Raw genomic sequence first — 26,577 nt, forward strand, 5'->3', positions numbered from 1 at the left:
TTGCGCAGGCCTGGTCAGTGTTTAAGATAATAACAATATTAATAGTCTAATAATGGAAAGGGGTTCACTCATGAGTAAATTAAAAATAGGTGTGATTGGGGCGGGATCGATATCGGCATCGCACTTACAATCATATGCACATAATGAAAAAGTAGAAATATATGCAATTTGTGATTTAAATGAGCAAAGAGCAAAAGATAAGGCAGAAAAATATGGCGCACAAAAAGTGTATGTCGACTATAAAGAACTTATGAATAATGCGGAAATTGATGCAGTTAGTATTTGTACATGGAATAACTCACATGCCGACATTGCCATCGAAGCGCTGAATAGAGGGAAAAACGTATTGGTGGAAAAGCCACTTACTACGAGTGTAAAAAAAGCTTTGGAAATAGAAGAAGCAGTGAAAAAAAGTGGAAAGACATTGCAAGTTGGATTTGTTAGAAGATATGCTTCTAACACGCAAATACTTAAACAGTTTATTGAAAAAGATGAACTAGGGGAAATATACTTTGCAAAAGCTACATGCATTCGGCGCTTAGGCAATCCAGGCGGGTGGTTTTCCGATAAGGAAAGGTCTGGCGGTGGACCGCTAATTGATATTGGAGTACATGTTATCGATGTTCTCTGGTATTTGATGGGATGCCCTAAGGTCAAATCTATTAGTGGAAATACATATTCGCAGCTAGGTAATCGAAAAAACATTAAAAATTTATCATTCTATCAAGCAGCGGATTATGATCCTGATAAAAACACGGTAGAAGATATGGCAAATGCGATGATTCGTTTTGAAAATGGAGCATCTATGCTAGTAGATGTGAGTTTCACTCTTCATGCGAAAAAAGATGAAATAGCTGTAAAATTATATGGTACAAAAGGTGGTGCTGAAGTAGAACCAGAGCTTGCTATTATCACAGAAAAACATGATACGATACTCAATGTGGAACCACAAGTGGATAGTGCTACATTTGACTTTGTAAAAGGATTCCAAGCTGAAATTGATCATTTTATTAATGTTTGCCTTGGTGAGAAAGAAACATTAAGCCCTGTACAAGATGGTGTGGAAATGACAAAAATACTTTGTGGGATTTATGAATCAGCAGAAGAGGCGAAAGAAATATATTTTTAAATGATAAAATCCTTTGAAAGGTTCACTACTTTTCAAGGGATTTTTCAATTCTTAGTGAGAAAGAATTTTATAGAAATACAATATATATAAAAATTACCTGGAAGCTTATTCGAGAATTAACTCAGACTGTATTGTAAAAGGTTACTATCTTGGTTGGTCTCCCATTCAATGATATAGTTATAGAAATACGATTAAATGAGGTGTAGAAATGGATCTCCATACATATTTGCAGTTAGATGCTACTGACATGGCTGAATTAATTCATAAGAAAGAAATACAGCCGGTCGAGTTACTTGAATTAAGCTTCGAGCAATTAGAAAAAGTAAATCCAACATTAAATGCAGTTACCCATACTCGAAAAGAGAAAGTATTAAAGGAGGCAAAGCAATCGAATAATGTGGATAGTCCATTTGCCGGAGTTCCTATTTTATTGAAAAATATATCGCAATCATTGAAAGATGAGCCAATTACTTCAGGTTCTGGATTAATGCAATCGGTGGTATCAGATCATGATTCTCACTTTGTTCAGAAAATTCGGGAGGCTGGATTTTTATTTTTAGGACATACGAATACACCTGAATTTGGGTTGAAAAATATTACGGAGCCAGAACTATATGGCCCAACGAGAAATCCATGGAATAGCGAATATTCACCAGGTGGCTCAAGTGGTGGGACAGCTGCCGCAATTACCTCAGGTATTGTTCCGATGGCAGGTGCGAGTGATGGTGGGGGATCGATTCGTATCCCAGCATCTTTTTCGGGTTTATTTGGCCTTAAACCTACAAGGGGACGCACACCGGTTGGTCCAGGAGTGGGACGCCAGTGGCAAGGAGCTTCCATCGACTTTGTGCTCAGTCGAAGTGTTCGTGATAGTGCTGCTATGCTTGATCATCTTCAAGTCATTCAACCGGAGGCGGCGTTTCAGACACCATTACTTTCAGGTAGTTCGATAAAAATGATAAATGAACCGTTCCAAAAGCCTTTAAAAATTGCTTTTACAACAAAATCTCCTGTTGGAACACCAGTGTCTCAAGAGGCACAATTAGCTGTCGAGAAAACAGTTGAATGGTTAGAAAAAGAGGGGCATATTGTTGAGGAACAAGAAAACGGAGTAGATGGAATTCAATTAATGAAGGACTATTTCCTTATGAATAGCGGAGAAATCTCTTCTTTAATTGAACAATTAGAACGAGCAATAGGAAGATCTATTACTGCGGATGATGTGGAAATTGAGACTTGGCTGCTCAATGAGGCTGGGAAATCGGTATCAGCTGCCAAATTTTCAGCAAGTCTAGCATCATGGGATACGGCAGCTGCACAAATGGCTGCATTTCATCATACATATGATTTTTATATTACACCTACAACAGCTTTCAGCGCTCCAAAAATTGGTGAACTTACTTTTTCTAGAGAGAAGCAAGAGAGCTTGCGGGAGCAAATGAGTATTGCGCTGGAAAGTGAGCAACAACAAGCAGTAATATGGGATATGTTTTTACCAAGTTTAACGTATACTCCGTTTACTCAGCTTGCCAATTTAACGGGTCAGCCTGCAATCTCTGTTCCAGTGCATCTTACGAAAGATGGTCTTCCATTAGGTGTTCAAGTAATGGCATCAAAAGGAGAAGAAAGACGTCTGTTGCAGCTTGCTTCTCAACTTGAGCAAAGTCATTTATGGATAGGGATGAAAGGTAATCCATTGTTACAAGTTTAAAATAATAGTATTTTAAATAAAAAAACTTGAGTTGAATCTCTCAACCGGAGCATGGGTAATAGATTGCTAGGGACATATTCAAACAAAATTAAGGCGGAGTAATCGGTGCTAAATTTTATAAATGGATGATCAATGAAGTATTACCATAATTTAAATTTACTTTATATTCGTTCAGCTTAGCTCCGATCCTTTTTCGTAGTAAAAAGAAACTAAATTGTCATGACTTTTCGCTATAATGCAATAATTCTCCTGTGAATATGTTTATAATGGAAGGCATGCTTGTAAAAATTAATTGTAGGAGTCTTCATAATGAATCATTCACAGAAACTATCTATTAAGAAAAATATTACAGTCGGACTGATGTTGTTCGCATTATTTTTGGGCGCGGGAAATATTATTTTCCCTCCTGAACTTGGCCAGATGGCGGGAGAGAAAATTGTCATTTCGATGATTGGTTTTCTTATTACCGGTGTAGGTCTTCCGCTATTAGCGGTTATTGCTATCGCCAAATCTGGCAGTGATTTTGAGTTGATTGCTAGTCGAGTGCATCCCCTTTTCGGTGCCATTTTTACAATGATCGTTTATCTATCTATTGGTCCATTTTTTGGAATACCTCGTACGGCAACTGTTTCTTATGAAATCGGCATTGTTCCATTTTTGCCAGAAACATTACAGAATACTGGATGGACTTTAGGCTTATTCACGATTATATTCTTTGTTATTACCGTACTATTTGCATTAAATCCAACGAAACTTGTGGATCGAGTTGGAAAGATATTGACACCGATTTTACTAGTGGTCATTGGTTTATTGGCTTTAAAAAGCTTTATTACACCAATGGGATCCATAGGGGCACCGCTTGGTTCGTATGAGAATGGAGCCTTTTTTGAAAGTTTCGTACAAGGGTATTTAACGATGGATGTCATTGCAGCACTTGCATTCGGTATTGTTGTAATTAATGCATTACACAACGAGGGTGTGCGGGATAGTAAACCACTCGTTAAGGCAACTGTTATTGCTGGCATCATTGCTGCAGCTGCTCTTTCACTTGTTTACATTTCCTTAGGTTATATCGGAGCAACAAGTATGGAAGCAGTCGGTGTACAGGAAAACGGAGGTGCAATCTTAGCGCTTGCCTCAAAAATACTGTATGGACAGTCTGGAACAATGATACTCGCTCTCACGATTATATTTGCCTGCTTGACGACGTCTATTGGCCTCGTTTCGGCATGTTCCCAGTATTTTAAAAAGCTCATGCCTAAGATGCCTTATAAGATATTTGTTTTTGCCTTTTCAGCATTTAGTGCATTTGTCGCAAATGTTGGACTTACAAGATTAATAGAGATCTCCATCCCTGTTCTGCTGATTATATACCCACTAGCAATTGTATTGATGTTAATGTCCTTTATTGATCATACATTCGATCGTGCTCCGATTGTTTATTCACTTGCATTAATTGGGACTGCTATCGTCAGTATCTTTGATGGGTTGAAAGCAGCGGACATAAATATTTCAGCAATTGATAAACTACTTTCTTTCTTACCACTTTACGCACAAGGAATTGGTTGGCTTATTCCAGCAATTGTTGGTGCTGTTATTGGTATTTTCATTCATAAGCTAAAGAAAATATAGATGAAATAGGAGGGTCATTTTATGAAAGAGTTGAAAAGATTGGGAGAGGCTGACTATAAGGAAGCAGTAGCATTATCTCAGTTTGCGTTTCAATATAGACTTTCAGAAGAAGAGCAAGAAAAGAAAATCGAGGAGTTTAGGAAACAAACTGTTTTTGGACATAAGATCGAAGGGAAGTTGGCTGCGAAATTGCATATTTTTCCTTTCACTTGCTACATAAATGGTAAGACATTTGATGTCGGGGGAATTTGTTCTGTTGCCACTTGGCCGGAATATCGGCGTCAAGGAAGTATAAGAGCGCTGATGCAGCAGGCCCTTCAGCATATGAGAGAAGTTGGTCAAACCGTTTCTTATCTTCATCCTTTTTCTGTGGCTTTTTATCGAAAATTCGGTTGGGAATTAGCGTTTACGAATCGATATTACACCATTCCTATTAATCACTTAAATAGAGATTGGGCTGGTAATGGATTCATCAGACGTATCGAAGCGGACATCCCATTGCTCCATGCCATATACACTGATTATGCTAAAATATATAATGGGATGCTCGGCCGTGATGACAATTGGTGGGAACGACGTGTATTAAAGGATCCGTCTCAAATAGCAGTTGCTTATAATGAGGCCGGTGAGCCAGGTGGTTATATTATTTATGATGTGAAAGACCAGATCATGACGGTGAAGGAAATGGTTTCCAATTCTTCGAATGAATGGAAGTTATTATATCAGTTTATCGCAAACCATGATTCAATGGCGGAAAAAGTAACAATTACAGTGCCGGAAAATGATCCATTGCCTTTTTTATTAGATGAACCAAGATTTGAACAAAAGAATGTCCCGTATTGCATGGCTCGAATTGTAGATGCTCTTGCCTTTCTAAAAAAATATCCATATCAAATGAAAGAAGCAACTAAGTCTGAATCTATCATTTTTCGAGTTGAAGATGAATTCCTACCTGAAAATGAAGGGATTTACGAGTTAAAAGCGGAAAATGGTATTATGAATGTTTGTAAGCTAGCCGAAATGCAAGAGGATCGGGGAATCCGTTGTAGTATTCAATCGTTAACAGCGATGTTATTAGGCTACAAGCGCCCATTATCATTATATGAACTTGGTTTACTTAGCGGTGATATAGCAGAGATTGAACAATTTGAAAAATTGATTCCAGGTAAGCAAACATATCTTATCGACTTTTTTTGATGATAGCGTTCATTTCAACATTGCTTAATCTGACCAAAAATCCGAGAATTTACGCGAAAGAGAACTTATTCATTCGTGAATAGAAGGCTTTAACTTCATTGATTGGAACGGAAATCAGCTTTGTTCGGATTTCCATCTGAGTTTGTCTATTATAAAATTGATTCGATAGAATGGCTTATAATATGATAAGATAAAAAATAAAAGAATAAAGAGGTTCTAGCTACCCTCTATAAAAAACTAAGGAAAAAACAGTACCGTTTTCTTAGGTGCTGTTTTTTTTGTTTAGCTCTCGAATAAGGTATGTAATTATCATAAAAGGACTGGTGTAATGATGAAAAAAGATAAAGCTGTAGTCGTGTTTAGTGGAGGTCAGGATAGTACGACTTGTTTGTTCTGGGCATTGGAGCGATTTGCAGAGGTTGAAGCGGTGACATTTGATTACAATCAAAGACATCAATCAGAAATCACCTGTGCGAAAAAAATTACGGAAGAACTTGGAGTAAAGCACCATATTCTCGATATGAGTTTACTACATCAATTAGCTCCGAATGCATTAACGCGGGATGAAATTGATGTGGAAGATGGAGAAAATGGTGATTTACCTTCCACATTTGTGCCAGGAAGAAATTTATTATTTATGTCATTTGCAGGTGTGTTGGCACATCAAATTAAAGCTAAACACCTCATTACAGGTGTGAGTGAAACTGACTTTAGTGGTTATCCAGATTGCACAGATATGTTTATGAAGTCACTTAATGTTACGTTGAATTTGTCGATGGAAAAAGATTTTACCATTCACACACCATTAATGTGGTTGAATAAGGAAGAGACATGGGAACTGGCAGATCAATTGGAGGCTTTTGAGTTTATTAGAGAAAATACATTAACATGTTATAACGGTATAATTGCTGATGGCTGTGGTGAGTGTCCTGCTTGTAAGCTAAGAAAAAGAGGGCTTGACGATTATTTGAAACATCGGAAGGAGATGGACAACGATGTATGGCTTTAAAATTGTTGATAAACTACAGAAAATCGATAAAGATATCAAGCGTGATCAATTAAAATATCATTCAAAAAGAGTGCTTGTGAGCAAGGAGTTTACGTTTGATTCTGCACATCATTTGCATTGCTATGAGGGCAAATGTAAGAACCTCCATGGACATACGTATAAAGTGATTTTTGGAATCAGTGGATATGTAGATCATCATGGTCTGGTTATTGATTTTGGAGACATAAAAAACATTTGGAAATCAGAAATTGAGGTCCATCTTGATCATAAATATTTGAATGAATCATTACCACCAATGAATACAACAGCTGAAAATATCGTTGTTTGGATATATGAGAAGATGGTTGCCGCATTACAAGAAGAGAAGAGACAAAAGCAGTATAGTGGCCTAGAGGTAGAATTTGTCCGCTTATACGAAACGCCAACAAGCTATGCGGAAGCAAGACGGGAGTGGATGGAAATTGAGTAAAATTCCTGTTATGGAGATATTCGGTCCAACAATCCAAGGAGAAGGCATGGTCATTGGCCAGAAGACGATGTTTGTACGAACAGCAGGTTGTGATTATTCATGTGCTTGGTGTGATTCTGCTTTTACTTGGGATGGTAGTGGCAAAGATATGATAAAACAAATGGATGCGAAGACCATTTGGGAAGAATTAAAATCGATTGGTGGAGACGGTTTTTCCTTTGTTACAATTTCTGGAGGTAATCCTGCTTTATTAAAAAATTTAGCATATTTGGTTCAGTTGTTGAAACAGAATAATATTAAAACTGGTTTGGAAACACAGGGAAGCAGGTGGCAGGATTGGTTCCTTGATATCGATGAATTGACGATTTCCCCAAAACCACCGAGTTCAAAAATGATTACTGACTTTGATATATTAGATACAATTATCGAGAAGCTAGAACAGCAATCAACATCTCAAAATACCAGCTTAAAAGTAGTTGTTTTCGATGATCAAGATTTTCAATATGCTAAACAAGTGCATCAACGTTACCCTAACATTCCTTTCTTTTTACAAGTGGGAAATGATGATTCAAGCACAATTGATCATGCCAAGCTCATTTCTGCTTTACTAGAAAAATATGAATGGTTGATTAATAAAGTGATAGCGGATCCTGAAATGAATCAAGTAAAGGCACTTCCACAATTACATACATATATATGGGGAAATAAGCGAGGCGTATAGCAGGAGAATAAAGGATAGGGATTGATCAAAGTGTATAAACTGATCAATCCTTTTTTACTAAAAAGCTTTTTATTTGTAATTTAGTATAAAATCAATTTAATCAAGCTCTACACTTAATATTCCGCCTGTATTCACATCAACCTCTACTTCATACTTAACGCCCTGTGCTGTGACAATGTCGACTTCATAGATTAAAGTGCCCATTTTAGTATCCAATTCTACTTTAACTATTTGTCCCGGCACTCGTTCTACTGCAATATCCATTGCTTCCTGGATTGTTACCCTTCGTTGCCAGTTGATTGGTTGTTGGTAATATCCTGGGTTATGCCAATATTGATTTTGATTGTACCAATGATTTCGATGCATCAAGCATTCTCCTTTTTATAAAATTCAAAGTCAATTATCATCATATTCAAGGGCCTATAAAATGTCCCCGATCATAAACGCAATGAATGGGTGGTAAAATATTATGTTGTAATGATAGAACTATGCCCTATAACAAAGATTTCCGCTATAATGAAAGGAACAAACTTTATAAAGGAGAAAAGTGATGGGACATGCGATCTTATTATTGGAAAATGATGAATGTAATCTTACTATTTACTTAAGGTGACGGGATGAAGAATGTAAAGTTGATAAGTCATTACTTACATAATGACGTCTATCGAAAAAGTTTTAATCAGTTATCCATAGACGTATTTAACTTGGATTTTGAGCCCTGGTACGAAGCTGGTTTTTTTAATAATCGGTATATTCCACATTCATTTTTATTGGATGGTAAAATTATTGCGAATGTATCTGTGAGTTTTTTAGATTTAATTATTAATCACCAGCCGAAAAAAGCTGTTCAAATCGGAACAGTGATGACAGATAAAAGATTTCGTAACAAAGGTTTATCCAAGCTTTTAATGGAACATGTGATTGCTGAATATGAAGATCAGTATGATTTCCTCTATTTATTTGCCAATGATAAGGTTTTGCAGTTTTATCCTAAGTTTGGTTTTAAAAGGATAGCCGAGAAGCATTATGCGTTGGATGCAAAAGAGGTAGTAAATCAGGTAGCTAAGGCAAGTATATTAAATCCTAATCGACCAAATGATCGAAAAATTATCTCAAGATTAATGGAGAATAGAAAACCAGTATCAAATATGCTTGGTGTTGTGAATGATAAATGGCCACTTTCAGCATCAACCTTGGATCCATATTGCGATTATTTGGAGCGTTATTTTTTTGCTGATGGTGATGTATTAGTGTTAGCTGATCGGGAGCATGGTGTACTGAATATATATGATATTATCAGTCAACATGCAATTAACTTAGATGATATAGTAGAAAAGATGGTTTCTAATCAAGATAATCGTATTGAATTTCATTTCATCCCTGAGCTTATAAAATATAAAGTAACGACAACGACAGCTTTTTGGGAAGATGATACTTTATTCGTAAGGTCTAAGTACCCTTTTAATGTTGAAGTATTATTTCCTTTAACATCACATACATGATTTTACTACATATCAGAAATGCAAATGAGGTGGATAAAATGGAAAAAGTTCTTTCATTTAAGGATGTTTCATGGAGAAGAGAGGGCCAAGAAATTTTAACGGAGATTAATTGGGACATACACCAAAATGAGCATTGGGCGATCCTTGGTTTAAATGGTTCTGGAAAAACATCTATACTTAATATTATGACAGGCTATCATTTTCCGACAAGTGGTGATGTTACGGTGCTTGGCAATGAATTCGGTAAAACGAACTTGCCAGAATTACGTAAGGAAATTGGTTATGTGAGCAGTTCTTTAGATCGTTTTTCTCATATTACACAACATGAAACGATAGAAGAAATTATTGTAAGTGGTAAGTTTGCTTCCTTTGGTTTGTATGAAAAAGTGTCGGATGCTGATTGGGATAAGGCTGACTCTTTAATAAATAGTTTTCGTTTAGGTTATTTGAAGGGAAAATCTTATCAGTTATTGTCACAAGGAGAAAAAAGAAGAGCGTTAATTGCTAGAGCGCTAATGAGTGATCCAAAGATACTAATACTAGATGAACCATGCTCGGGATTAGATATTCTTTCACGTGAGGAAGTTCTAGTATTAACGAAAGAGATTGTGGGCAATCACTCACACTTAATTTATGTCACGCACCATATTGAAGAGATTGTTCATGAGATTACACATGTTTTACTTCTTCATAAAGGAAAAATAGTCGCAAAAGGACCAAAGGATGAAGTAGTCAATGCTGAGTTATTAACAGAAACATTTCAGGTGCCTGTGAAAGTTCGTTGGGAAGATAACCGTCCATGGTTGTCTGTGAAAAAATAACTAGAGATAAAATAATAAGTAAACCCTCCTAATTGATTAGTTAATTAAGAGGGTTTTAACATTTGAATGACGGAAGTTTTAACTACCCTCTTATATGAAGGAGTAAACGTCGAATGTTGAAAAAAATGTCGATCGTTGGTATCATAGACTATTGGAAGGTAAATGATATGATTGGAGTATTTTATTTACAATTGCATGAAACATATAAATTAGGGAGGTGTACATCATAAGTAAAATTATCGACTATGTTTTGCGTAACAATAATGAAATTCTCAATTTCACTCTGGAGCATATCCAGTTGGTTGGAATTGCGACGATTATCGCTATTTTGATTGGTGTTCCTCTCGGTATTTACCTAACTACCAATGAATATTTGGCAGAATCAATCCTTCGCATTGCATCAATTATTATGACCATTCCGAGTCTCGCCTTATTCGGGATGATGATCCCCATTCTATCTCTCATCGGCCAAGGAATAGGATTTTTACCCGCATTAATTGCACTTGTACTTTACTCTCAACTGCCTATCATTCGAAACACCTATACAGGTATTAAAGACGTTAATCCGAATGTTCGTGATGCTGCTAAAGCCATAGGCATGTCAACTATTCAACGATTAGTAAAGGTAGAAATTCCAATTGCAATGCCGCTCATTATGACTGGAATACGTCTTGCTACGGTTATGAATATTGGAATTGGAGCTATTGCAGCTTTTATTGGAGCTGGAGGCCTAGGTGTTTTAATCAATCAAGGAATTAGCCGTTCTAATTCGACAATGGTGATTGTAGGAGCTGTGGCAGTATCTATTATGGCTATTATGGCTGATTTACTACTTAAGTATATTCAAAAACGATTTACCGTAAAAGGAATAAATAGTTAAAGTGAGGTAAGCGTGTGATTAAATTCCAAAATGTAATTAAAACATATGAAGGAAATGTTAGGGCGATCGATAATGTGAGCTTTAATGTGGAAGATGGTGAGTTCGTTATTTTGCTTGGTCCCTCTGGTTGTGGGAAAACAACATTATTACGAATGGTTAACCAACTAGAAACAATTACAGATGGTGATATCATTCTCAATGATAAAAGTGTAAGACACTCAAATATCATTGAAATGCGTCGGAACATTGGATACGTTATTCAAAGTAATGGATTATTTCCTAATATGACGATTGAAGATAATGTTTTGGCTGTACCCAATTTAATTGGCTGGGATAGAGCAAAGCAACAAAAACGTTATTCCTATTTGATGGATTTAATAGGCCTAAATCCTGATGAATACAGGAAAAGATACCCACATGAGCTATCAGGCGGACAGCAACAAAGAATTGGTGTGGCAAGAGCCCTAGCAGCAGATCCGCCTGTTATGTTAATGGACGAACCATTTGGTGCCCTTGATCCGATTATTCGCACAAGATTGCAAGAAGAGTTTTTACAAATCCAAAGAGAAGTGAAGAAAACGATTCTATTCGTAAGTCACGACATTGATGAAGCCGTGAAAATGGGAGATAGAATCGCTTTATTTCGTGATGGGAAAATCATGCAATATGATCGCCCGGCAGAGATTTTAAGTCATCCCAACAATGATTTTGTTTCGGAATTTATAGGAAATGATCGAATGTTAAAATCGATGAGTCTCTACACTGTTAAAGATTTATCTAATGTTTGTTCGCTTCAACCAAATATTACATCCGAAGATATAAAGATCATCAAAGAAAACACATCATTGAGAACAGCTATTTCTTTATTACTAAATCAAGAAGCTGATCAACTCGTCATTGAAGATGAGAATGGAAATAATATGGGTAGCTTGACGTTTGACCTTATCAATGAGTTCCTTCGCAAGGAAGTTAGAGGAAGCAAAGCATATGAATAAAAAGAAAATAATAGCGAATATTGTCAAAGTAATATCTTGGATATTTGTGCTTGTCTTCTTTTATTGGGCAATCAAGAACAATATGCTTAGTCATATTTATGAAGAACCAGATAAATTTTTACGATTGCTTAAACAGCATGTAACAATTGTCTTCGTTTCAGGTTTAGCAGCTATATTCACGGCAATTCCATTAGGGATATTATTGACGCGACCAAAGTTTCGTAAAGGAGAATGGTTATTTGTCAATATTGCAAATTTAGGTCAAACGATACCGAGCTTAGCTATATTGGCACTTGCGATGGGCTTTTTAGGAATTGGGATAAAAGCTGCGATTATCGCCTTATATGTGTTTTCAGTTTTGCCTATTCTCCAAAACACAATAGCAGGATTAGATTCGGTTGATAAACAAACGATCGATGCAGCAAGAGGTATGGGTTTTACTCCTGTGCAAATATTATGGAAAATTGAAATGCCCCAAGCATCTTTTTTCATATTTGCGGGGATACGCACTGCTCTTGTTATCAATATTGGAACAGCAGCCTTAGCCTATTTAATTGGCGGCGGTGGATTAGGAGTCTGGGTTTTTACAGGTATTCAATTATTTGATAATAGCTTTTTATTATCTGGGGCCATTCCAATAACGATACTTGCTATTGCAATTGATTATCTATGCAGAGGATTGGAATATTTAGTTGTACCAAAAGGATTAAGATTAGCAAGAAAAACGAACGGCTAAACGCGCAAGCTTTGCGTTCTTTCATTCAATAGAGGAGGAATAAATGTGAAAAAGTTATTATTAGTGTTATCCACATTTGTATTGGTTTTTGTTTTAGCAGCATGTGGGAATGATAAAGATGCTAAAAAGATCACTGTTGGTGCGAAAAACTTTACTGAACAATTTATTCTAGCAAAAATGACAACGATCATGCTTGAAGAAAATGGTTTTGATGTAAAAGAGAAAAGTAACTTAGCAAGTTTGGCGCTAAGAAGTGCACTGGAAAATAAGCAAGTGGATCTTACATGGGACTATACAGGAACAGGGCTTGTCACATATTTAAAGGAAGATCCAATCAGTGATGGCGAAGAAGCACTGAAAAAATTAAATGAACTTGATGAGAAAAATGGTATTACTTGGTCAAATATTACTGAAGCAGATAATACTTATGCGCTTGTGATGAGAGCGGACCAAGCGAAAGAATTAGGTATTACTACACTTACTGATTTCGCTGCTTATATGAATGAGCATCCGGGTGAATTACTTATGGCTTCTCACGCAGAATTTGCTAATCGTAAGGATGGAATACCAGGAGTAGAGAAAGAATATGGCTTTAAATTTGCAGATAACTCCATCGTTGAAATGGATTCTGGTCTTACTTATGCAGCATTAAAAGATAAACAAGTAGATGTTTCGGTTGCATTTGCAACAGACGCTCGTATTAAAGAATTTGATTTTGTTATTCTTGAAGATGATAAAGAATTCTTCCCTTCTTACCAAGCAGCAGTAGCAATGACAATGAAAACAAAAGAAAAATATCCAGAAATTGAAGAAATACTAGCACCATTGCAAGAACTGCTTAACAGTGAATCATTACGTGAATTAAACTATCAAGTTGATATCGAAGAGAAAAGTGAAGATGCAATTGCTAGAGAATTTTTAATTGAACATGGGTTGATTGAAAAATAATTGCTATAACAATAGGGCTGTTCCAAAAGTCATAAAATGGCTACGGGACAGCCTTATTTGATATATGCTAGAATAAATTATAATGCTTCAACGATTTAGAAGGAAAGTAGCCTAGCGAAAGGAAGTTGAAATGTGAAAAGATTAATCGTTGTCATCCCGATTATGATTATCGTAGCAACGATTGCTATGTGGATGCTTGAGAAAGATTACTCGGATATTGAGCCCTCAATAAGATTAATGATAACAGGTGGAGCAGCAATTCTATCAGGAATAACCTCTTATTTTTTAATGAGAAAAGATATAGACAAAATCGATCCACCAACTTCTAAAAACAAAGAATAGTTTATTTCTTTGATTGAAACATCATAGCTATTATTGTTATGGTGTTTTTTCGTCTATCCAAAAGGAATGAATGCTTATAGAAGAATAAATCTTAGTGTGAAGATAGTCGCTATTTTACTAATTGTGTCTAATGTATAACAGTGACGAAATTGTCATATGTAAGAGTTTCTAATTTTGTAACAAACCTTTGTTCAAATGTTCACAAACAAAATGATAACTCCAGATATAATAGATAAGAGAATGAAATTTGGAGGTATCACATTTATGGATGCGGTAATACTTGCAAGAATTCAATTTGCTTCCACTACATTGTTTCACTTTATATTTGTGCCCTTATCTATTGGGTTAGCGCTACTCATTGCTATTATGCAAACAATGTATGTTATAAAAAAAGATGAAGTCTATTTAAAAATGACGAAGTTCTGGAGTATTTTCTTTCTGATTAACTTTGCAGTTGGGGTAGTGACAGGGATTATCCAAGAATTTCAGTTTGGGATGAACTGGTCAGCTTATTCCCGTTTTGTTGGGGATATTTTCGGAGCTCCGCTAGCAGTAGAAGCATTATTTGCTTTCTTTATGGAGTCAACATTTATTGGTTTATGGGTGTTTGGATGGAATCGACTACCAACAAAGCTACATTTAGCATGTATTTGGCTTGTTTCAATTGGAACAATTGCCTCTGCTTTTTGGATTTTAGCTGCTAACTCATTTATGCATAATCCTGTTGGCTTCGTGATGCAAAATGGCAGAGCGGAAATGAATGATATTGTTGCATTACTGACCAATCCGAAACTATGGGTCGCTTTCCCGCATACTGTTTTCGGAAGTTTTGCGACAGGGGCCTTCTTTATTATTGGTGTCAGTGCTTGGAATATTTTAAGAAAGAGGGATATTGATTTATTTAAGCGTTCGATGAATGTTTCACTAATCCTAGGATTAGTTGCTGGATTAGGCCTTGCTTTTACAGGACATTCGCAGGCAACGTATTTAATGCATGCGCAACCGATGAAAATGGCTGCTGCTGAAGGGTTGTGGGAAGATAGTGATGACCCAGCAGCATGGACACTTGTTACTAATATTGATGTGGAAAATAAAGAAAGTACTCATCGAGTTGAAGTTCCTTACTTATTAAGCTATTTGGCATATGGAAAATTTGAGGGGAAAGTCGAAGGGATGAATACACTTCAAGAAAAATATGTGCTGAAATATGGTGATGGCAATTATGTGCCACCTGTAAAAACTACATTTTGGAGCTTCCGTATTATGGCGGGTACTGGTGGTGTATTAATTTTATTAAGTTCTTTAGGTTTATTTTTATCATACCGTAAAAAAATCGAGCAAAGTACCAAGTATTTGAAAATAATGGTTTTCGCTATATTCCTGCCGTTTATAGGAAACTCATTTGGTTGGATTATGTCTGAAATCGGAAGGCAACCATGGGTAGTTAATGGTTTAATGAAAACAGCTGATGGAATTTCACCAAATGTATCAGCTGGGCAAATTTTATTTTCACTTATTTCTTTCTCAACGATTTATACTTTGTTGGGAATTACGATGGTGTTTTTATTCATTAGAGTGATTAAGCAAGGGCCGCATGAAAAGCCCAAAGATGATATTTCAACTTCAGATCCATTCGAGACGGGAGGGGTAGAATATGCAGCTAAGTGAGATATGGTTTGTACTGATCGGTGTTCTATTTGTCGGATTCATGTTTCTTGAAGGATTCGACTTTGGTGTAGGGATGAGCACGAAGTTTCTAGCCAAAAATGATACGGAAAAACGTGTACTTATCAATACAATTGGACCATTTTGGGATGCGAATGAAGTCTGGCTTATTACAGCAGGTGGTGCGATGTTTGCTGCATTCCCACATTGGTATGCGACGTTATTTAGTGGGTATTATCTGCCATTCGTTGTTCTCTTACTTGCTTTCATTGCAAGAGGTGTGGCTTTCGAGTTTAGAGGAAAAGTTCATTCAGAACGATGGGTAAAGATTTGGGATGCGGCTATTTTTATTGGAAGTATCTTACCGCCATTTTTATTAGGTGTGATGTTTACAAGTTTAATTAAAGGTCTACCAATTGATAAAGACATGAATATGTATGCAGGTTTCCTTGATATTGTGAATGTGTATACAATTATTGGTGGGATTACATTTGTGCTGTTAACTTATATGCATGGCCTAATGTTCATTACATTAAAAGCGACTGGCGAAATTCGTGAACGAGCTCGGAAAGAAGCACAGAAATTGTATTGGATGAGCGGGATTGCGCTTATTATATTTACAGCGCTAACTGCCGTTTATACAGAGGCTTTCTCAGAAAAAGGCTGGATTTTAATCCCATTATATGTGGTCGTATTCATTCTATATGGAATGTTGAGCTTGCTTTTGCGAAATAAAAAAGAGGGGCTAAGCTTTACGATGACAGGAGTGATGATCATTATTATCACTACTTCGTTTTTTATTGCATTATTCCCAAATGTAATGATCAGTTCAACAGATATAGCATTTAATATGAGTATTTATGATGCCGCATCAGGCGACTATTCCCTTCGTATTATGACGATTGTAGCTGCAACGATGATTCCGATTGTGCTAGGTTATACGATTTGGAGTTATTATGTATTCCGTAAACGAGTGACAGCTAAGGACTTGGAATACTAATGGATAAACATCTGTTTCACTACAAAGGTAGTAAACTAGTGATGGGGTTAGTTGGATTGCTAACTATTTGCCAAGCGGTAGCGATCATTTTTCAAGCTTTATATTTATCAAAAGCAATTACACAAATGTTTCATGGGACTGCTTGGTCAGCAGCCCTTCCTTCCTTATTTATTTTTCTAGCCGCTCATATCTTGCGCCATGTATTGCAATGGGGAAAGGAAAGATTAGCATATCGGTTTGCGGATCGGACTGCGTTGGACTTTCAACAATTGCTTATTAGAAAAGTATTTGAACTAGGCCCTCGCAGTATCGGAAAGCATGGATCTGGTAATTTAATTACGCTGGCATTAGAAGGTATACCTCAATTTAAAACGTATTTGGAATTATTTATTCCCCGTTTCATGTCAATGGGGATCATTCCGATCGTATTGTTCATTTATATTTTTACGATTGATCGAATGTCAGGAATTATTCTTGCGATTGTCATGCCAATTTTGATTGCCTTTTTAATATTGCTTGGTTTTGCTGCACAAAAGCAAATGGATGCTCAGTTGGATACGTACCGACTACTATCACGCCATTTTGTTGATTCCCTTCGGGGTCTAGTCACATTAAAATATTTAGGAAGAAGCAAGTCACATCAAAAGGCAATTGAAATTGTGAGTAATAAATATCGAATTGCAACGAATCGAACACTGCGCGTTGCTTTTTTGTCTACATTTTCATTAGACTTCTTCTCTAGTTTGTCTGTAGCTGTTGTCGCAGTAGAACTAGGTTTACGACTAGTTAATGGTCATATTGGCCTGGAGGCGGCTTTAGCAATATTGATTTTAGCACCAGACTATTTCTTGCCGGTTCGAGAGCTTGGTAACGACTATCACGCGACGATGGATGGAAAAGAAGCAGGTGAACAAATTCGGGGCTTGCTAGCGGAAAGTACGCAGGATCAAACGATGGCCAAACCAACTCTTCCAAATTGGTCAGAAAATAGCAGATTAATGATTCGCAATGTAAGTAAGCAATCAGAAGATGGTCGAGATATACTTTCACCTATTGACTTAACTATAAAAGGATATCAAAAGATTGGTATTGTGGGTGTTTCCGGTGCTGGTAAATCAACATTGATTGATCTACTATCTGGATTTAGTCGCCCTACGACTGGAAAAATCACGGTTGATGGAATCGATATGGACCATTTTTCCATACCGGATTGGCAGAATCAAGTAACGTATATTCCACAACATCCATATATATTTTCTGGTACAGTTGCTGAAAATATTAGCTTTTATGAACCGGATGCAAAGCGGGATAAGATTGAACAAGCTGCAGAAATGACTGGTCTGACTGCTTTGATTAACCAATTTCCAAAAGGTTTCGATGAAAAGATTGGACAGGGTGGTAGATCTTTGAGTGGTGGGGAAGAACAGCGAATTGCATTAGCGCGTTCATTGCTACAGAATCGCTCGATTCTTTTATTTGATGAGCCAACTGCCCATCTAGATATCGAAACTGAGCATGAGATTAAAGAAATGATGCTACCGATTTTAGAAAATAAGCTTGTGTTTTTTGCTACACATCGTTTGCATTGGATGCAGAATATGGATCTTATTATCGTAGTGGATAATGGGGAAATTGTTGAAAAGGGTACACATCAGGAATTGGCGAGAAAATCAGCTGCATACGACCGTTTAATCCATGCACATAGGAGGGAAATGAAAGTATGACATTATTTCAATCCTATATTTTACCGTATTTAAAAAAATATAAAAAATTGATGACTGCAACTATTATTTTAGGTATCTTATCGGTATTATCCGCCTCGATGCTGACGTTTACTTCCGGCTATTTAATTTCCAGAGCTTCGGAAATGCCTGCAACGATATTGCTATTATATATACCAATCGTTGGTGTTCGAACGTTTGGTCTTTCACGAGCGGTGACTCGCTATTTAGAACGATTGGCTGGTCATAATGCTGTTTTGAAAATATTATCTGAGTTACGTGTAAAATTATATGGCATGCTTGAGCCACAAGCTATATTTATACGTTCACGTTTCCAAACAGGTGACTTACTTGGTACTTTAGCAGATGATATTGAACATTTACAAGATGTTTATATTCGGACCATTTTTCCTACGTTAATCGGTTTATTTCTATTCGTATATGCAGTTACAATATTGGCTTTATTTGATTGGTTGTTTGCACTTTGGATCGCTCTTTGTTTAAGTGTGATCGTGTTCGTTTACCCGTTGCTTTCGTTGTACTTTTTGAAAAAATGGCAGCGAGATTCAAAGCTTAAGCGCAGTCGTTTATACCAAACATTTACAGATGCTGTATTCGGTATCAGTGATTGGATTATTAGTGGGAAAAAGGAGCAATTTATCGAAGGATTTATGGAAGATAGTCGAAAAAGCCACTATGTTGAAAAGAAATTAGCTTATTGGAGCCAATCCCGCCAGTTACAATTGCAAATTTTCTCTGGTCTGATCGTTTTGATGGTTGGGATTTGGGCAGGTATGGAAGCCCAACAAGGAGAAATACTCCCTGTTTATATTGCGGCTTTTACTTTGGTTACATTGCCTATCATTGAAGGGTTAATCCCGCTTTCCCATGCGATTGAACGAATACCGGCTTATCAAGAGTCTTTGGAACGGATCGAATCAATTCAGGAGTATGTACCTTATGAAAAAATAAACACTAGTGAAGCGGAGATATTTAAGGAAGCAAATTTACGTATAAAAGACGTTTCTTACCGGTATAATGAGCAACAAGAAGATGCTCTTCAGGCAATCTCTTTATCGATTCCGCATGGTCAAAAATTAGCTTTGCTTGGTAAAAGTGGTGCAGGAAAATCTACCTTATTACAATTACTTCAAGGAGCAATTGAACCAACTAGCGGAAGTATATTAATGAACGGGTATAAACCTAGCGAATATGGAGAGAAAATATACGAGATGATTGGTGTGTTAAATCAGAAGCCATATTTATTTGCGACGACTGTGGAAAATAATATACGTCTAGGGAATCAACAAGCATCAAAAGCGGAAATTGAACGTGTCATCAAGCAAGTGAAATTGGATGAGTATATTCTTTCATTGCCAAATGGATTGCAAACACAAATGGAAGAGACAGGTCAGCGCTTCTCTGGAGGAGAAAGACAGCGAATCGCGTTGGCGAGAATCTTATTAAAAGATACACCAATCGTCATCCTAGATGAACCAACAGTTGGACTAGATCCAGAAACAGAATTTGAGCTAATTGAAACAATACTAACAAATCTAAAAGATAAAACGATTATCTGGATTACCCATCATTTAATTGGTATCGAGCAAATGGATCAGATTTTGTTCCTAGATAAAGGGAAAATTGCCATGCAAGGAACACATGAACAATTAATGCAATCAAATATAAGATATAGACAATTGTATACATTAGACCGGGGAACAGATTAGATGTGTATGGGGGCTGTCCAAGAATTCATTATAAATGACTACTTGAACAGCCCCATTTTTGTTTTTCTGCTGATCTGTTGGAAGCAAGGTTCATGAATCGGATTGTGAATAGAATCGGTTGAGTGCGAATAGAAATGTGCGACGGCGAATAGAGTTGCGTGACAGCGAATAGAAAGGTATGTCCACGAATAGAACGAATCTTTTTCTCTTAATCTCTTAAAGTATCTTGTAAGATAGTAAATAGAGAGGTAAAATTTAGACTAGAAAGATAATTTCAAATAGATGTTGTACCCTATCCAGAAGGTCATTAGAAAATAGGAGGAAAAATGAATATAATTGGTGATATTCGTTCGTTTTTAAAAATTAAAGGGGCATGGTTCCTTCTACTTGGCTTGTTCTTATATGGAATTGGAACAGGCATACTTGCACCTATGAATGCGGTCTATATGAGTGAAGGAATTGGATTATCAAAGGGAGAAATTGCTTCGATATTTGGCATTTCGGTTGTATTAAATATGGTGATCACCATTCTGATTGGTTTTATTAGCGATAAAATGCAAAGAAAAAAGCCATTGCCCATTTTTGCTTTAATGTTATGTATGTTTGGGCTTATCGTATATATGCAAGCGGATACATATATGGGTGCTTTGGTCGGTATGGTCATCACAATCGCACCTTCAGGTTTAATTATGGGGCAATTATTTGCCATGGCACGTAATCACTTTATGCAGCTTGCTCCATCTATCTATGAAATCGCACAAATCTGGCTACGTGCCATGATGAGCGTTGGCTTTTTTGTTGGATTACTTGTAGGTGCCAATCTTTACTTAGTGGCGAGCTTTAAAGGAATACTTATAGGAAACTTTTTCGGTTATTTTTTTCTTTTTCTTCTTTTATTGTTTTATAAAGAATTTGAAAGTGTGGAGTCAGATGCCACAACTACAAAAGGGGAAACTTTTTCATTTATTATGTTATTTGCCCTTCTATTGCTCGGTTGTGCTGATTCGTTAAGGGGTCTTTATTTACCACTTGTTGTTGTAGATTTATTTGAAAAGCCCCAATTAATGTCTTATTTATGGAGTGTTCAAGCTGTATTTGAATTACTTTTTATGACGTTTGCCGGATATTGGGCGATGAAATTTGGCAGCAAGCGAGTGATCTTATTAAGTAGCTTCTGTGCGGTAATCACGTATATCATTTATAGTACAAGTCCACCTCTGTTCGTATTTTTTCTTGTACAGCCACTGTATTCCTTTTATGTATCGGTTTTATATGGTGTCGCGATGGGGTATGTACAAAGAATGTTTCATGCGAAAATTGGCTTTGGATCTAGCGTCTATGTGTTTTTATTTCAAATGGCATCCCTCGTTGGGTATGTGTTACCGTTTTTAATCGAAGGATATAAGCCTCAAATTTTCATTATTCCAAGTGTACTTGTTGCTGGGGGAATCTTGTTAATGGTTGGATTAGTTATCTTCAGTCGGCGAAAACAAATGGAAATGACAATGTAGTAGAAGAGGTAGTTATCCTATTCATCTAGTGATACCCGACATAAGAAAACGTAAAAAGTAACAACTTCTTACGTTTTCTGATTCCTATTTACCGAAGTTCACTCAATGATGATGTATAAGCTAATTTATAAATTGGGATGAGTGTTTCAAAAGTTTCTTTTGCTAATTGAATGAATTGCTCACCGTTCTGTAAAACTGGATCATTAACTGCTATATGTCGACCAATAAGAAATTCAGCTTTTTTCACATCACGGAACCGTTCTAAAGCTTGATTAAGATCTAAATCTTTTATAGATACAGCATCTTTTTTCATGTGATCTAAAGAAACGACATAGTCTTGAGGAATTGTATTTTTAATTGTTTCTTTATTATTTAAGAAAGTCTTAGCTATTTCTGTTTTACCTGGTAATTCATAAATAAATGCTAACCAAATAAAAAGATGGTCATCAAAAAGCCCAATTTGGAAATGAGGATGTTGTTTATAGCCACGTTTATTATTGCAAATCGCAAGCCAAGTATCTTGAGGAGGATTGACTGTCCGTCTTGCATGCCTTGCAATATGTAAAAACATTTCATTTCCTAGCATTGCAGCTAAATCATCAGTTAAGATGTCCCCGATTAATTTAAACTTTGGTTGGATCCTTTCTTGAATAGCTGTCATTCTTTCATCTAAACCATTAATATGGAAAGTGTCAAAATCGCTTTTAACGAAACCTTCAAATGGCATTGTTAAAACTCCCTTCTACAAGTATGATTAAGGTGTCAGGTACCACCGGAATTATTATTTTTATTGATTGAATAACCCAAGGAGGAATACTGAATGAAACCTAAGGTATATCTAACTTTACCAGTTCCTGAAGAAGTAAGAAAGTATATTGCTGAGCATTGTGAAATAAGTCAGTGGGAAGAAGAAGGTCCAATTCCTAGGGAAGTACTTTTTCAAAAAATAGCCGATGTAGATGGTTTATTTACGAGTGGTGGTAAGATTGATGCGGAGTTACTCGAGCATGGACCGAATTTAAAAGTTGTGAGTAATATGTCCGTTGGTTATAATAATTTTGATTTAGAAGCAATGAAACAAAGAAGTGTAATCGGTACGAATACACCTTATGTATTGGATGAAACTGTTGCTGATTTGGCATTTGCCCTTATTCTCGCTACGGCCAGAAGAATTACGGAGTTGGACGGCTTCATTAAAGATAGAAAATGGGAGCCAACAAAAGATGATGAAATGTTTTATGGCCTTGATGTACATAGATCAACAATTGGCATTATCGGTATGGGTAGAATAGGTGAGGCGATTGCCCAAAGAGCAAGATTCGGATTTAATATGGATGTTCTTTATTATAACCGAAGTAGAAAGCCGGATGCTGAGAAAAAATTCGGGGCGGAATATAGCGATCTTGAATCGCTGTTAAAACGATCGGATTTCGTTGTATTGATGACTCCATTAACACTAGAGACGCATCATTTAATTGGAGAAAACGAATTTAAGTTAATGAAAAAGTCAGCAATATTTATTAACGTTTCACGTGGACAAACTGTCGATGAAAAAGCCCTTATTCAGGCGTTACAAAATAAGGAGATATATGGAGCAGGATTAGATGTTTTTCAAAAAGAACCTATTGAAAAAGACAACCCCTTGTTAGACATGACAAATGTCGTAACAGTTCCCCATATTGGTTCTGCTACTCTTAAAACGCGGGATGCGATGGCAATGCGAGCTGCTGAGAATTTAGTTGCTGTTGTTACAGGTATGGAACCGATAGATCAAGTACCATATGCTAAATGATTTGCGTTCGGATATCGACTTTTTAGGAAAAATATTAAAAACAATGCTAGAATGAATAGGTAAGAACTAAATAATTTGCTTGGAATATAGCTTTTTAATAAGAAGAAGGTAACCACCATCTGGTTGGTGCCTTTTTTAGCTTTTCTGGAGATAGTAAGCTATAAAAAACGAATATTATCTATCAATGATACAGGGAGTAAAGTAATGATGAATACAAAAGAAAAAACTCGCTTTTTCAAGTTTCCAGCGGGTACTAACGGAAAGCAAATACCGTTTGCATCAATTGCGGAAACAGCAACGAGTGTGGAAATTGTAACAGATGCAGAACCGGATGCTTTTTATTTTCGAGGATTGGAAAAGAGCGGTATTCAATTGAATAGATCGCAAATAGAAGCAGTGAGAAGTGTGGATGGTTCACTTTTAATATTAGCTGGTGCAGGTACGGGAAAAACATCGGTACTTGTGTGTAGAACTGGTTATTTGCTAGATGTACAGAAGGTTTCGCCACAACAACTTTTACTTATGACATTTACGAAAAAAGCGGCCGATGAAATGAAAGAGCGTATCGCTTCTTTACCTGGTATAGATGCACGGGAGGCAAGAAAGGTAGAAGTTAGGACGTTCCACTCTTTTTTCTTACAAATACTAAGGCATTCAGGTTTTCGTCAAGAAATGTTGGTAAATGATAAATTTAAACAAATCATCTTAAAAAAGAAAATGAGAGAACTGAGTTTTCCGGATGAATTACAACCAGAATCTGTTTTGTCACTGCTTTCATTATATAAAATGAATGGAAAGTCAGTGGAAGATATGCCAAATGAATTAGCAGCTGATCAGCAAATAAAACAACTAGCTAGTCATTATGAAGATTGGAAAAAGAAGAATAATAAGATGGATTTCGACGATGTTTTGACAGAAGCATTTGCATTACTTAAGAGTGATGTCGGTTTGCTTCAAACATTACAACAACGATTTCAGTATATAATGGTGGATGAATTTCAAGATACGAATCCATTACAATATGAGTTAATAAAACGAATTGCAGCTCTCAAAAATAACCTATGTGTAGTTGGTGATGATGACCAAACCATATACGCATTTCAAGGTGCGCGCAATGATATTATTTTGGACTTTGATCAGCAATATCCCGATGTGAAAACAGTTATTTTAACTATTAATTACCGCTCCACTTCACCGATTGTAGGGTTAGGAAATGCAGTCATAAATCAAAATAAAATTCGTATGGAAAAGCAGTTGCAATCCACAAGGACAAGTAGTGTGGTACCGAAATATTTAAGACCAGGGTCTACCGATGAAGAGGCAGAGTGGATTGCAGAAGAAATGATGAAGAAAGTAAATGAAGGTTCCTGCGAATATAGAGATATTGCTATTTTACATCGAACCGCGAGCAACAGTAGAGCAATATTTGAACAGCTAGCGCTTGAAGAGATTCCCTTTTTTGATCATGGAATGGGGGGGAACTTTTTCTATGAGCAGAGCACAATCAGTCCTGTGATTGCCTATATGAAGTTGGCAATAAATCCACTTGATTGGCATGCATTTGAAATCATTTTACCGACAATGTATATACAGAAAGATACTGGTATGCAGCAAGTACACGCTGAACAAATGCGTCATCCAAGACAGAGTTTAATAGAGCATATGGCAGTATTGCCTACACTCAAGCCGTATCAGCGTAAAACAATAGAAGAAAAAAGAAACTTAATTAGGCAACTACCTTCATTAGAGCCGAAAGTAGCAGTCAGGAAAATCCGTAAGCAATTTTATGATAAGTATCTTGAGACGAATGACCAAAAAACAGTTACAACGCAAAAGGAATCGATTAAAGAACAACTAGATGAATTAGAGACATCAGCTGGCCGTTTTGAAAAAGTCGAGGATATGCTTACTTTTATTAAAGATATGAAAAAGAGACACGAACAAATGAAGATGGTAGCTAAGAACCCGGGGGCCAATGTTGTACAAATGATGACCATTCATAAAGCGAAAGGATTAGAATTTCCGGTTGTTTTTTTCATTGGTGCATCAGAGGGAATTGTCCCACATATAACTGCGATAGATATGAAAAAGTATGAGGATGTAAAGTTGAAAGCTACAGCAGAAGCAGAACAGCTTAAGTTGCTGGAGGAAGAACGAAGACTCGCTTATGTAGCTATTACGCGCGCAAAGGAAGAACTTTATATTAGTTCGCCTGCTTTTTATCGTGGTAATAAAATTGAAGTGTCACGTTTTATTCAACATGTTTTTGGTGTGGAAGAAAAGAAATCAATAAAGAATCGCGCTGGAAAAGTAAAAGAAGCATCAGAAAAACGTAAAGTATATGCGTGGATCTGTACATCAGATACATGCATAGCTTGGCAACGAATCACTTCAAATGATGAGGCTATACAAGTAAATAAAAGTTGTCCTCTTTGTTCCTCACCAATGGAAAAGGGAGAAAAATATGCATAAAGTTAACAAGAACCGGGTGAATCATGCCCGGTTTTTAGTATATCCGCAACTTTATAATATCGTATTCACTATGCTTTTTTTCTTGGAATTTAAATTTACTTTTTTAACCTTAGCTTAACCTTAAGTGTTTAAGATGAGAACTTAGTAGTACAGAAGAACTATTTTTCAGATATTATAAACTCTATGGTAACTAAAATAAGTAATGACCGCTTGTAAAAGAACTGTAGCAGCTAATAAACATGAAAATCATCTTAGCTAGCATCGTACATTCACAACTGGAAATTATATATAGAAAAAGTAGGGGGTATTCATTTATATATGCTTACCAAGACTTGAACTACAAACGATAATAGGGGTATTTTTTCATTCAAAGATATATGACTGGGGGAGTTTTATATTGAAGTCGATTGAAAAAGTTCAAAGTTCTAGTTTGGATGAAGAGTGGGTTTCGTTAATGATTGCAGCAAAGAACATTGGATTTAGTCCAGAAGAAGTGAGGGAGTTTATTAGAAAAAGAGATTCCTCAAGATTAAATAATCCGCATATCCATTCCCAACTAGAGTTTGGAAAGCGATATTGCCAGAATATATAGAT

The 26,577-nt window shown here is 36.4% G+C and carries 24 protein-coding genes and 1 riboswitch; of the genes, 22 read left to right on the plus strand and 2 right to left on the minus strand.

Annotation, left to right across the window (positions count from 1 at the left end):
* The first annotated feature begins 70 nt into the window (after positions 1-70).
* The 7 genes from BLE01S_RS00820 to queE all read left to right on the plus strand — a co-directional run bounded on the left by BLE01S_RS00820 (position 71) and on the right by queE (position 7,868).
* A complete protein-coding gene (locus tag BLE01S_RS00820) occupies positions 71-1,129 on the plus strand; it encodes a Gfo/Idh/MocA family protein (protein ID WP_066136092.1) in 1,059 nt (352 codons plus the stop codon).
* Between the two features lie 208 nt (positions 1,130-1,337).
* The gene (locus BLE01S_RS00825; RefSeq protein ID WP_066136095.1) at positions 1,338-2,840 is read left to right on the plus strand and encodes an amidase; all 1,503 of its coding nucleotides are present in this window, start codon (positions 1,338-1,340) and stop codon (positions 2,838-2,840) included.
* Positions 2,841-3,149: 309 nt separating this feature from the next.
* On the plus strand, positions 3,150-4,472 hold the full coding sequence (gene brnQ, locus BLE01S_RS00830) for a branched-chain amino acid transport system II carrier protein (RefSeq protein WP_066136097.1): 1,323 nt from the start codon (positions 3,150-3,152) through the stop codon (positions 4,470-4,472).
* A gap of 21 nt (positions 4,473-4,493) precedes the next feature.
* A complete protein-coding gene (locus tag BLE01S_RS00835) occupies positions 4,494-5,669 on the plus strand; it encodes a GNAT family N-acetyltransferase (RefSeq protein WP_066136100.1) in 1,176 nt (391 codons plus the stop codon).
* A 204-nt stretch (positions 5,670-5,873) separates the two neighbouring features.
* Positions 5,874-5,916, plus strand: a riboswitch (PreQ1 riboswitch).
* Between the two features lie 84 nt (positions 5,917-6,000).
* A complete protein-coding gene (gene queC / locus BLE01S_RS00840) occupies positions 6,001-6,678 on the plus strand; it encodes a 7-cyano-7-deazaguanine synthase QueC (RefSeq protein WP_066136103.1) in 678 nt (225 codons plus the stop codon).
* On the plus strand, positions 6,665-7,147 hold the full coding sequence (queD, locus tag BLE01S_RS00845) for a 6-carboxytetrahydropterin synthase QueD (protein ID WP_066136107.1): 483 nt from the start codon (positions 6,665-6,667) through the stop codon (positions 7,145-7,147). The genes queC and queD overlap by 14 nt, the downstream gene beginning before the upstream one ends.
* Entirely contained in the window at positions 7,140-7,868 is a 729-nt protein-coding gene (gene queE, locus BLE01S_RS00850; RefSeq protein WP_066136111.1) for a 7-carboxy-7-deazaguanine synthase QueE, read from the plus strand. The genes queD and queE overlap by 8 nt, the downstream gene beginning before the upstream one ends.
* A gap of 96 nt (positions 7,869-7,964) precedes the next feature.
* Here queE and BLE01S_RS00855 read toward each other — a convergent pair whose 3' ends face one another.
* On the minus strand, positions 7,965-8,234 hold the full coding sequence (locus tag BLE01S_RS00855; protein ID WP_066136114.1) for a PepSY domain-containing protein: 270 nt from the start codon (positions 8,232-8,234) through the stop codon (positions 7,965-7,967).
* Between the two features lie 251 nt (positions 8,235-8,485).
* Between BLE01S_RS00855 and BLE01S_RS00860 the strand changes: the two genes are divergently transcribed.
* From BLE01S_RS00860 to BLE01S_RS00915, 12 genes are all read left to right on the plus strand, one after another.
* Positions 8,486-9,370 carry a GNAT family N-acetyltransferase gene (locus BLE01S_RS00860; protein WP_066136117.1) on the plus strand — a complete coding sequence of 295 codons (885 nt, stop codon included), beginning with the start codon at positions 8,486-8,488 and terminating at the stop codon, positions 9,368-9,370.
* Positions 9,371-9,408: 38 nt separating this feature from the next.
* A complete protein-coding gene (locus tag BLE01S_RS00865; RefSeq protein ID WP_066136120.1) occupies positions 9,409-10,191 on the plus strand; it encodes an ABC transporter ATP-binding protein in 783 nt (260 codons plus the stop codon).
* 298 nt (positions 10,192-10,489) lie between these two features.
* Positions 10,490-11,071: an ABC transporter permease gene (locus BLE01S_RS00870; RefSeq protein WP_274379892.1), complete on the plus strand. Its 582-nt coding sequence runs from the start codon at positions 10,490-10,492 to the stop codon at positions 11,069-11,071.
* A 14-nt stretch (positions 11,072-11,085) separates the two neighbouring features.
* Positions 11,086-12,066, plus strand: a complete 981-nt coding sequence (locus BLE01S_RS00875) for an ABC transporter ATP-binding protein (protein WP_066136123.1) — start codon at positions 11,086-11,088, stop codon at positions 12,064-12,066.
* Entirely contained in the window at positions 12,059-12,802 is a 744-nt protein-coding gene (locus BLE01S_RS00880; RefSeq protein WP_066136126.1) for an ABC transporter permease, read from the plus strand. Before BLE01S_RS00875 ends, BLE01S_RS00880 begins: the two co-directional genes overlap by 8 nt.
* Before the next feature lie 45 nt (positions 12,803-12,847).
* Positions 12,848-13,750, plus strand: a complete 903-nt coding sequence (locus tag BLE01S_RS00885) for an ABC transporter substrate-binding protein (RefSeq protein ID WP_066136129.1) — start codon at positions 12,848-12,850, stop codon at positions 13,748-13,750.
* 132 nt (positions 13,751-13,882) lie between these two features.
* On the plus strand, positions 13,883-14,092 hold the full coding sequence (locus BLE01S_RS00890) for a hypothetical protein (protein WP_231955897.1): 210 nt from the start codon (positions 13,883-13,885) through the stop codon (positions 14,090-14,092).
* A gap of 264 nt (positions 14,093-14,356) precedes the next feature.
* Positions 14,357-15,760: a cytochrome ubiquinol oxidase subunit I gene (locus BLE01S_RS00895; RefSeq protein ID WP_066136132.1), complete on the plus strand. Its 1,404-nt coding sequence runs from the start codon at positions 14,357-14,359 to the stop codon at positions 15,758-15,760.
* Entirely contained in the window at positions 15,747-16,757 is a 1,011-nt protein-coding gene (gene cydB / locus BLE01S_RS00900) for a cytochrome d ubiquinol oxidase subunit II (RefSeq protein ID WP_066136135.1), read from the plus strand. The genes BLE01S_RS00895 and cydB overlap by 14 nt, the downstream gene beginning before the upstream one ends.
* Positions 16,757-18,481: a thiol reductant ABC exporter subunit CydD gene (gene cydD, locus BLE01S_RS00905; protein ID WP_066136138.1), complete on the plus strand. Its 1,725-nt coding sequence runs from the start codon at positions 16,757-16,759 to the stop codon at positions 18,479-18,481. The genes cydB and cydD overlap by 1 nt, the downstream gene beginning before the upstream one ends.
* Positions 18,478-20,208 carry a thiol reductant ABC exporter subunit CydC gene (gene cydC, locus BLE01S_RS00910; RefSeq protein WP_066136141.1) on the plus strand — a complete coding sequence of 577 codons (1,731 nt, stop codon included), beginning with the start codon at positions 18,478-18,480 and terminating at the stop codon, positions 20,206-20,208. Before cydD ends, cydC begins: the two co-directional genes overlap by 4 nt.
* Before the next feature lie 326 nt (positions 20,209-20,534).
* Positions 20,535-21,719 (plus strand): MFS transporter, encoded by a 1,185-nt coding sequence (locus BLE01S_RS00915; protein WP_066136144.1) that lies wholly within the window; start codon positions 20,535-20,537, stop codon positions 21,717-21,719.
* A gap of 88 nt (positions 21,720-21,807) precedes the next feature.
* Here BLE01S_RS00915 and BLE01S_RS00920 read toward each other — a convergent pair whose 3' ends face one another.
* On the minus strand, positions 21,808-22,446 hold the full coding sequence (locus BLE01S_RS00920; protein ID WP_066136147.1) for a YktB family protein: 639 nt from the start codon (positions 22,444-22,446) through the stop codon (positions 21,808-21,810).
* A 93-nt stretch (positions 22,447-22,539) separates the two neighbouring features.
* Here BLE01S_RS00920 and BLE01S_RS00925 point away from each other — a divergent pair, with 93 nt between their 5' ends.
* The 3 genes from BLE01S_RS00925 to BLE01S_RS00935 all read left to right on the plus strand — a co-directional run bounded on the left by BLE01S_RS00925 (position 22,540) and on the right by BLE01S_RS00935 (position 26,575).
* Positions 22,540-23,511: a 2-hydroxyacid dehydrogenase gene (locus BLE01S_RS00925; RefSeq protein WP_066136150.1), complete on the plus strand. Its 972-nt coding sequence runs from the start codon at positions 22,540-22,542 to the stop codon at positions 23,509-23,511.
* A 204-nt stretch (positions 23,512-23,715) separates the two neighbouring features.
* Entirely contained in the window at positions 23,716-25,983 is a 2,268-nt protein-coding gene (locus BLE01S_RS00930) for a UvrD-helicase domain-containing protein (RefSeq protein WP_066136153.1), read from the plus strand.
* 397 nt (positions 25,984-26,380) lie between these two features.
* Positions 26,381-26,575: an anti-repressor SinI family protein gene (locus tag BLE01S_RS00935; protein ID WP_066136156.1), complete on the plus strand. Its 195-nt coding sequence runs from the start codon at positions 26,381-26,383 to the stop codon at positions 26,573-26,575.
* Positions 26,576-26,577 lie beyond the last annotated feature (2 nt).

This window comes from Lederbergia lenta NBRC 16444, assembly GCF_001591545.1.
Lineage (GTDB): Bacteria > Bacillota > Bacilli > Bacillales > Bacillaceae_C > Lederbergia > Lederbergia lenta.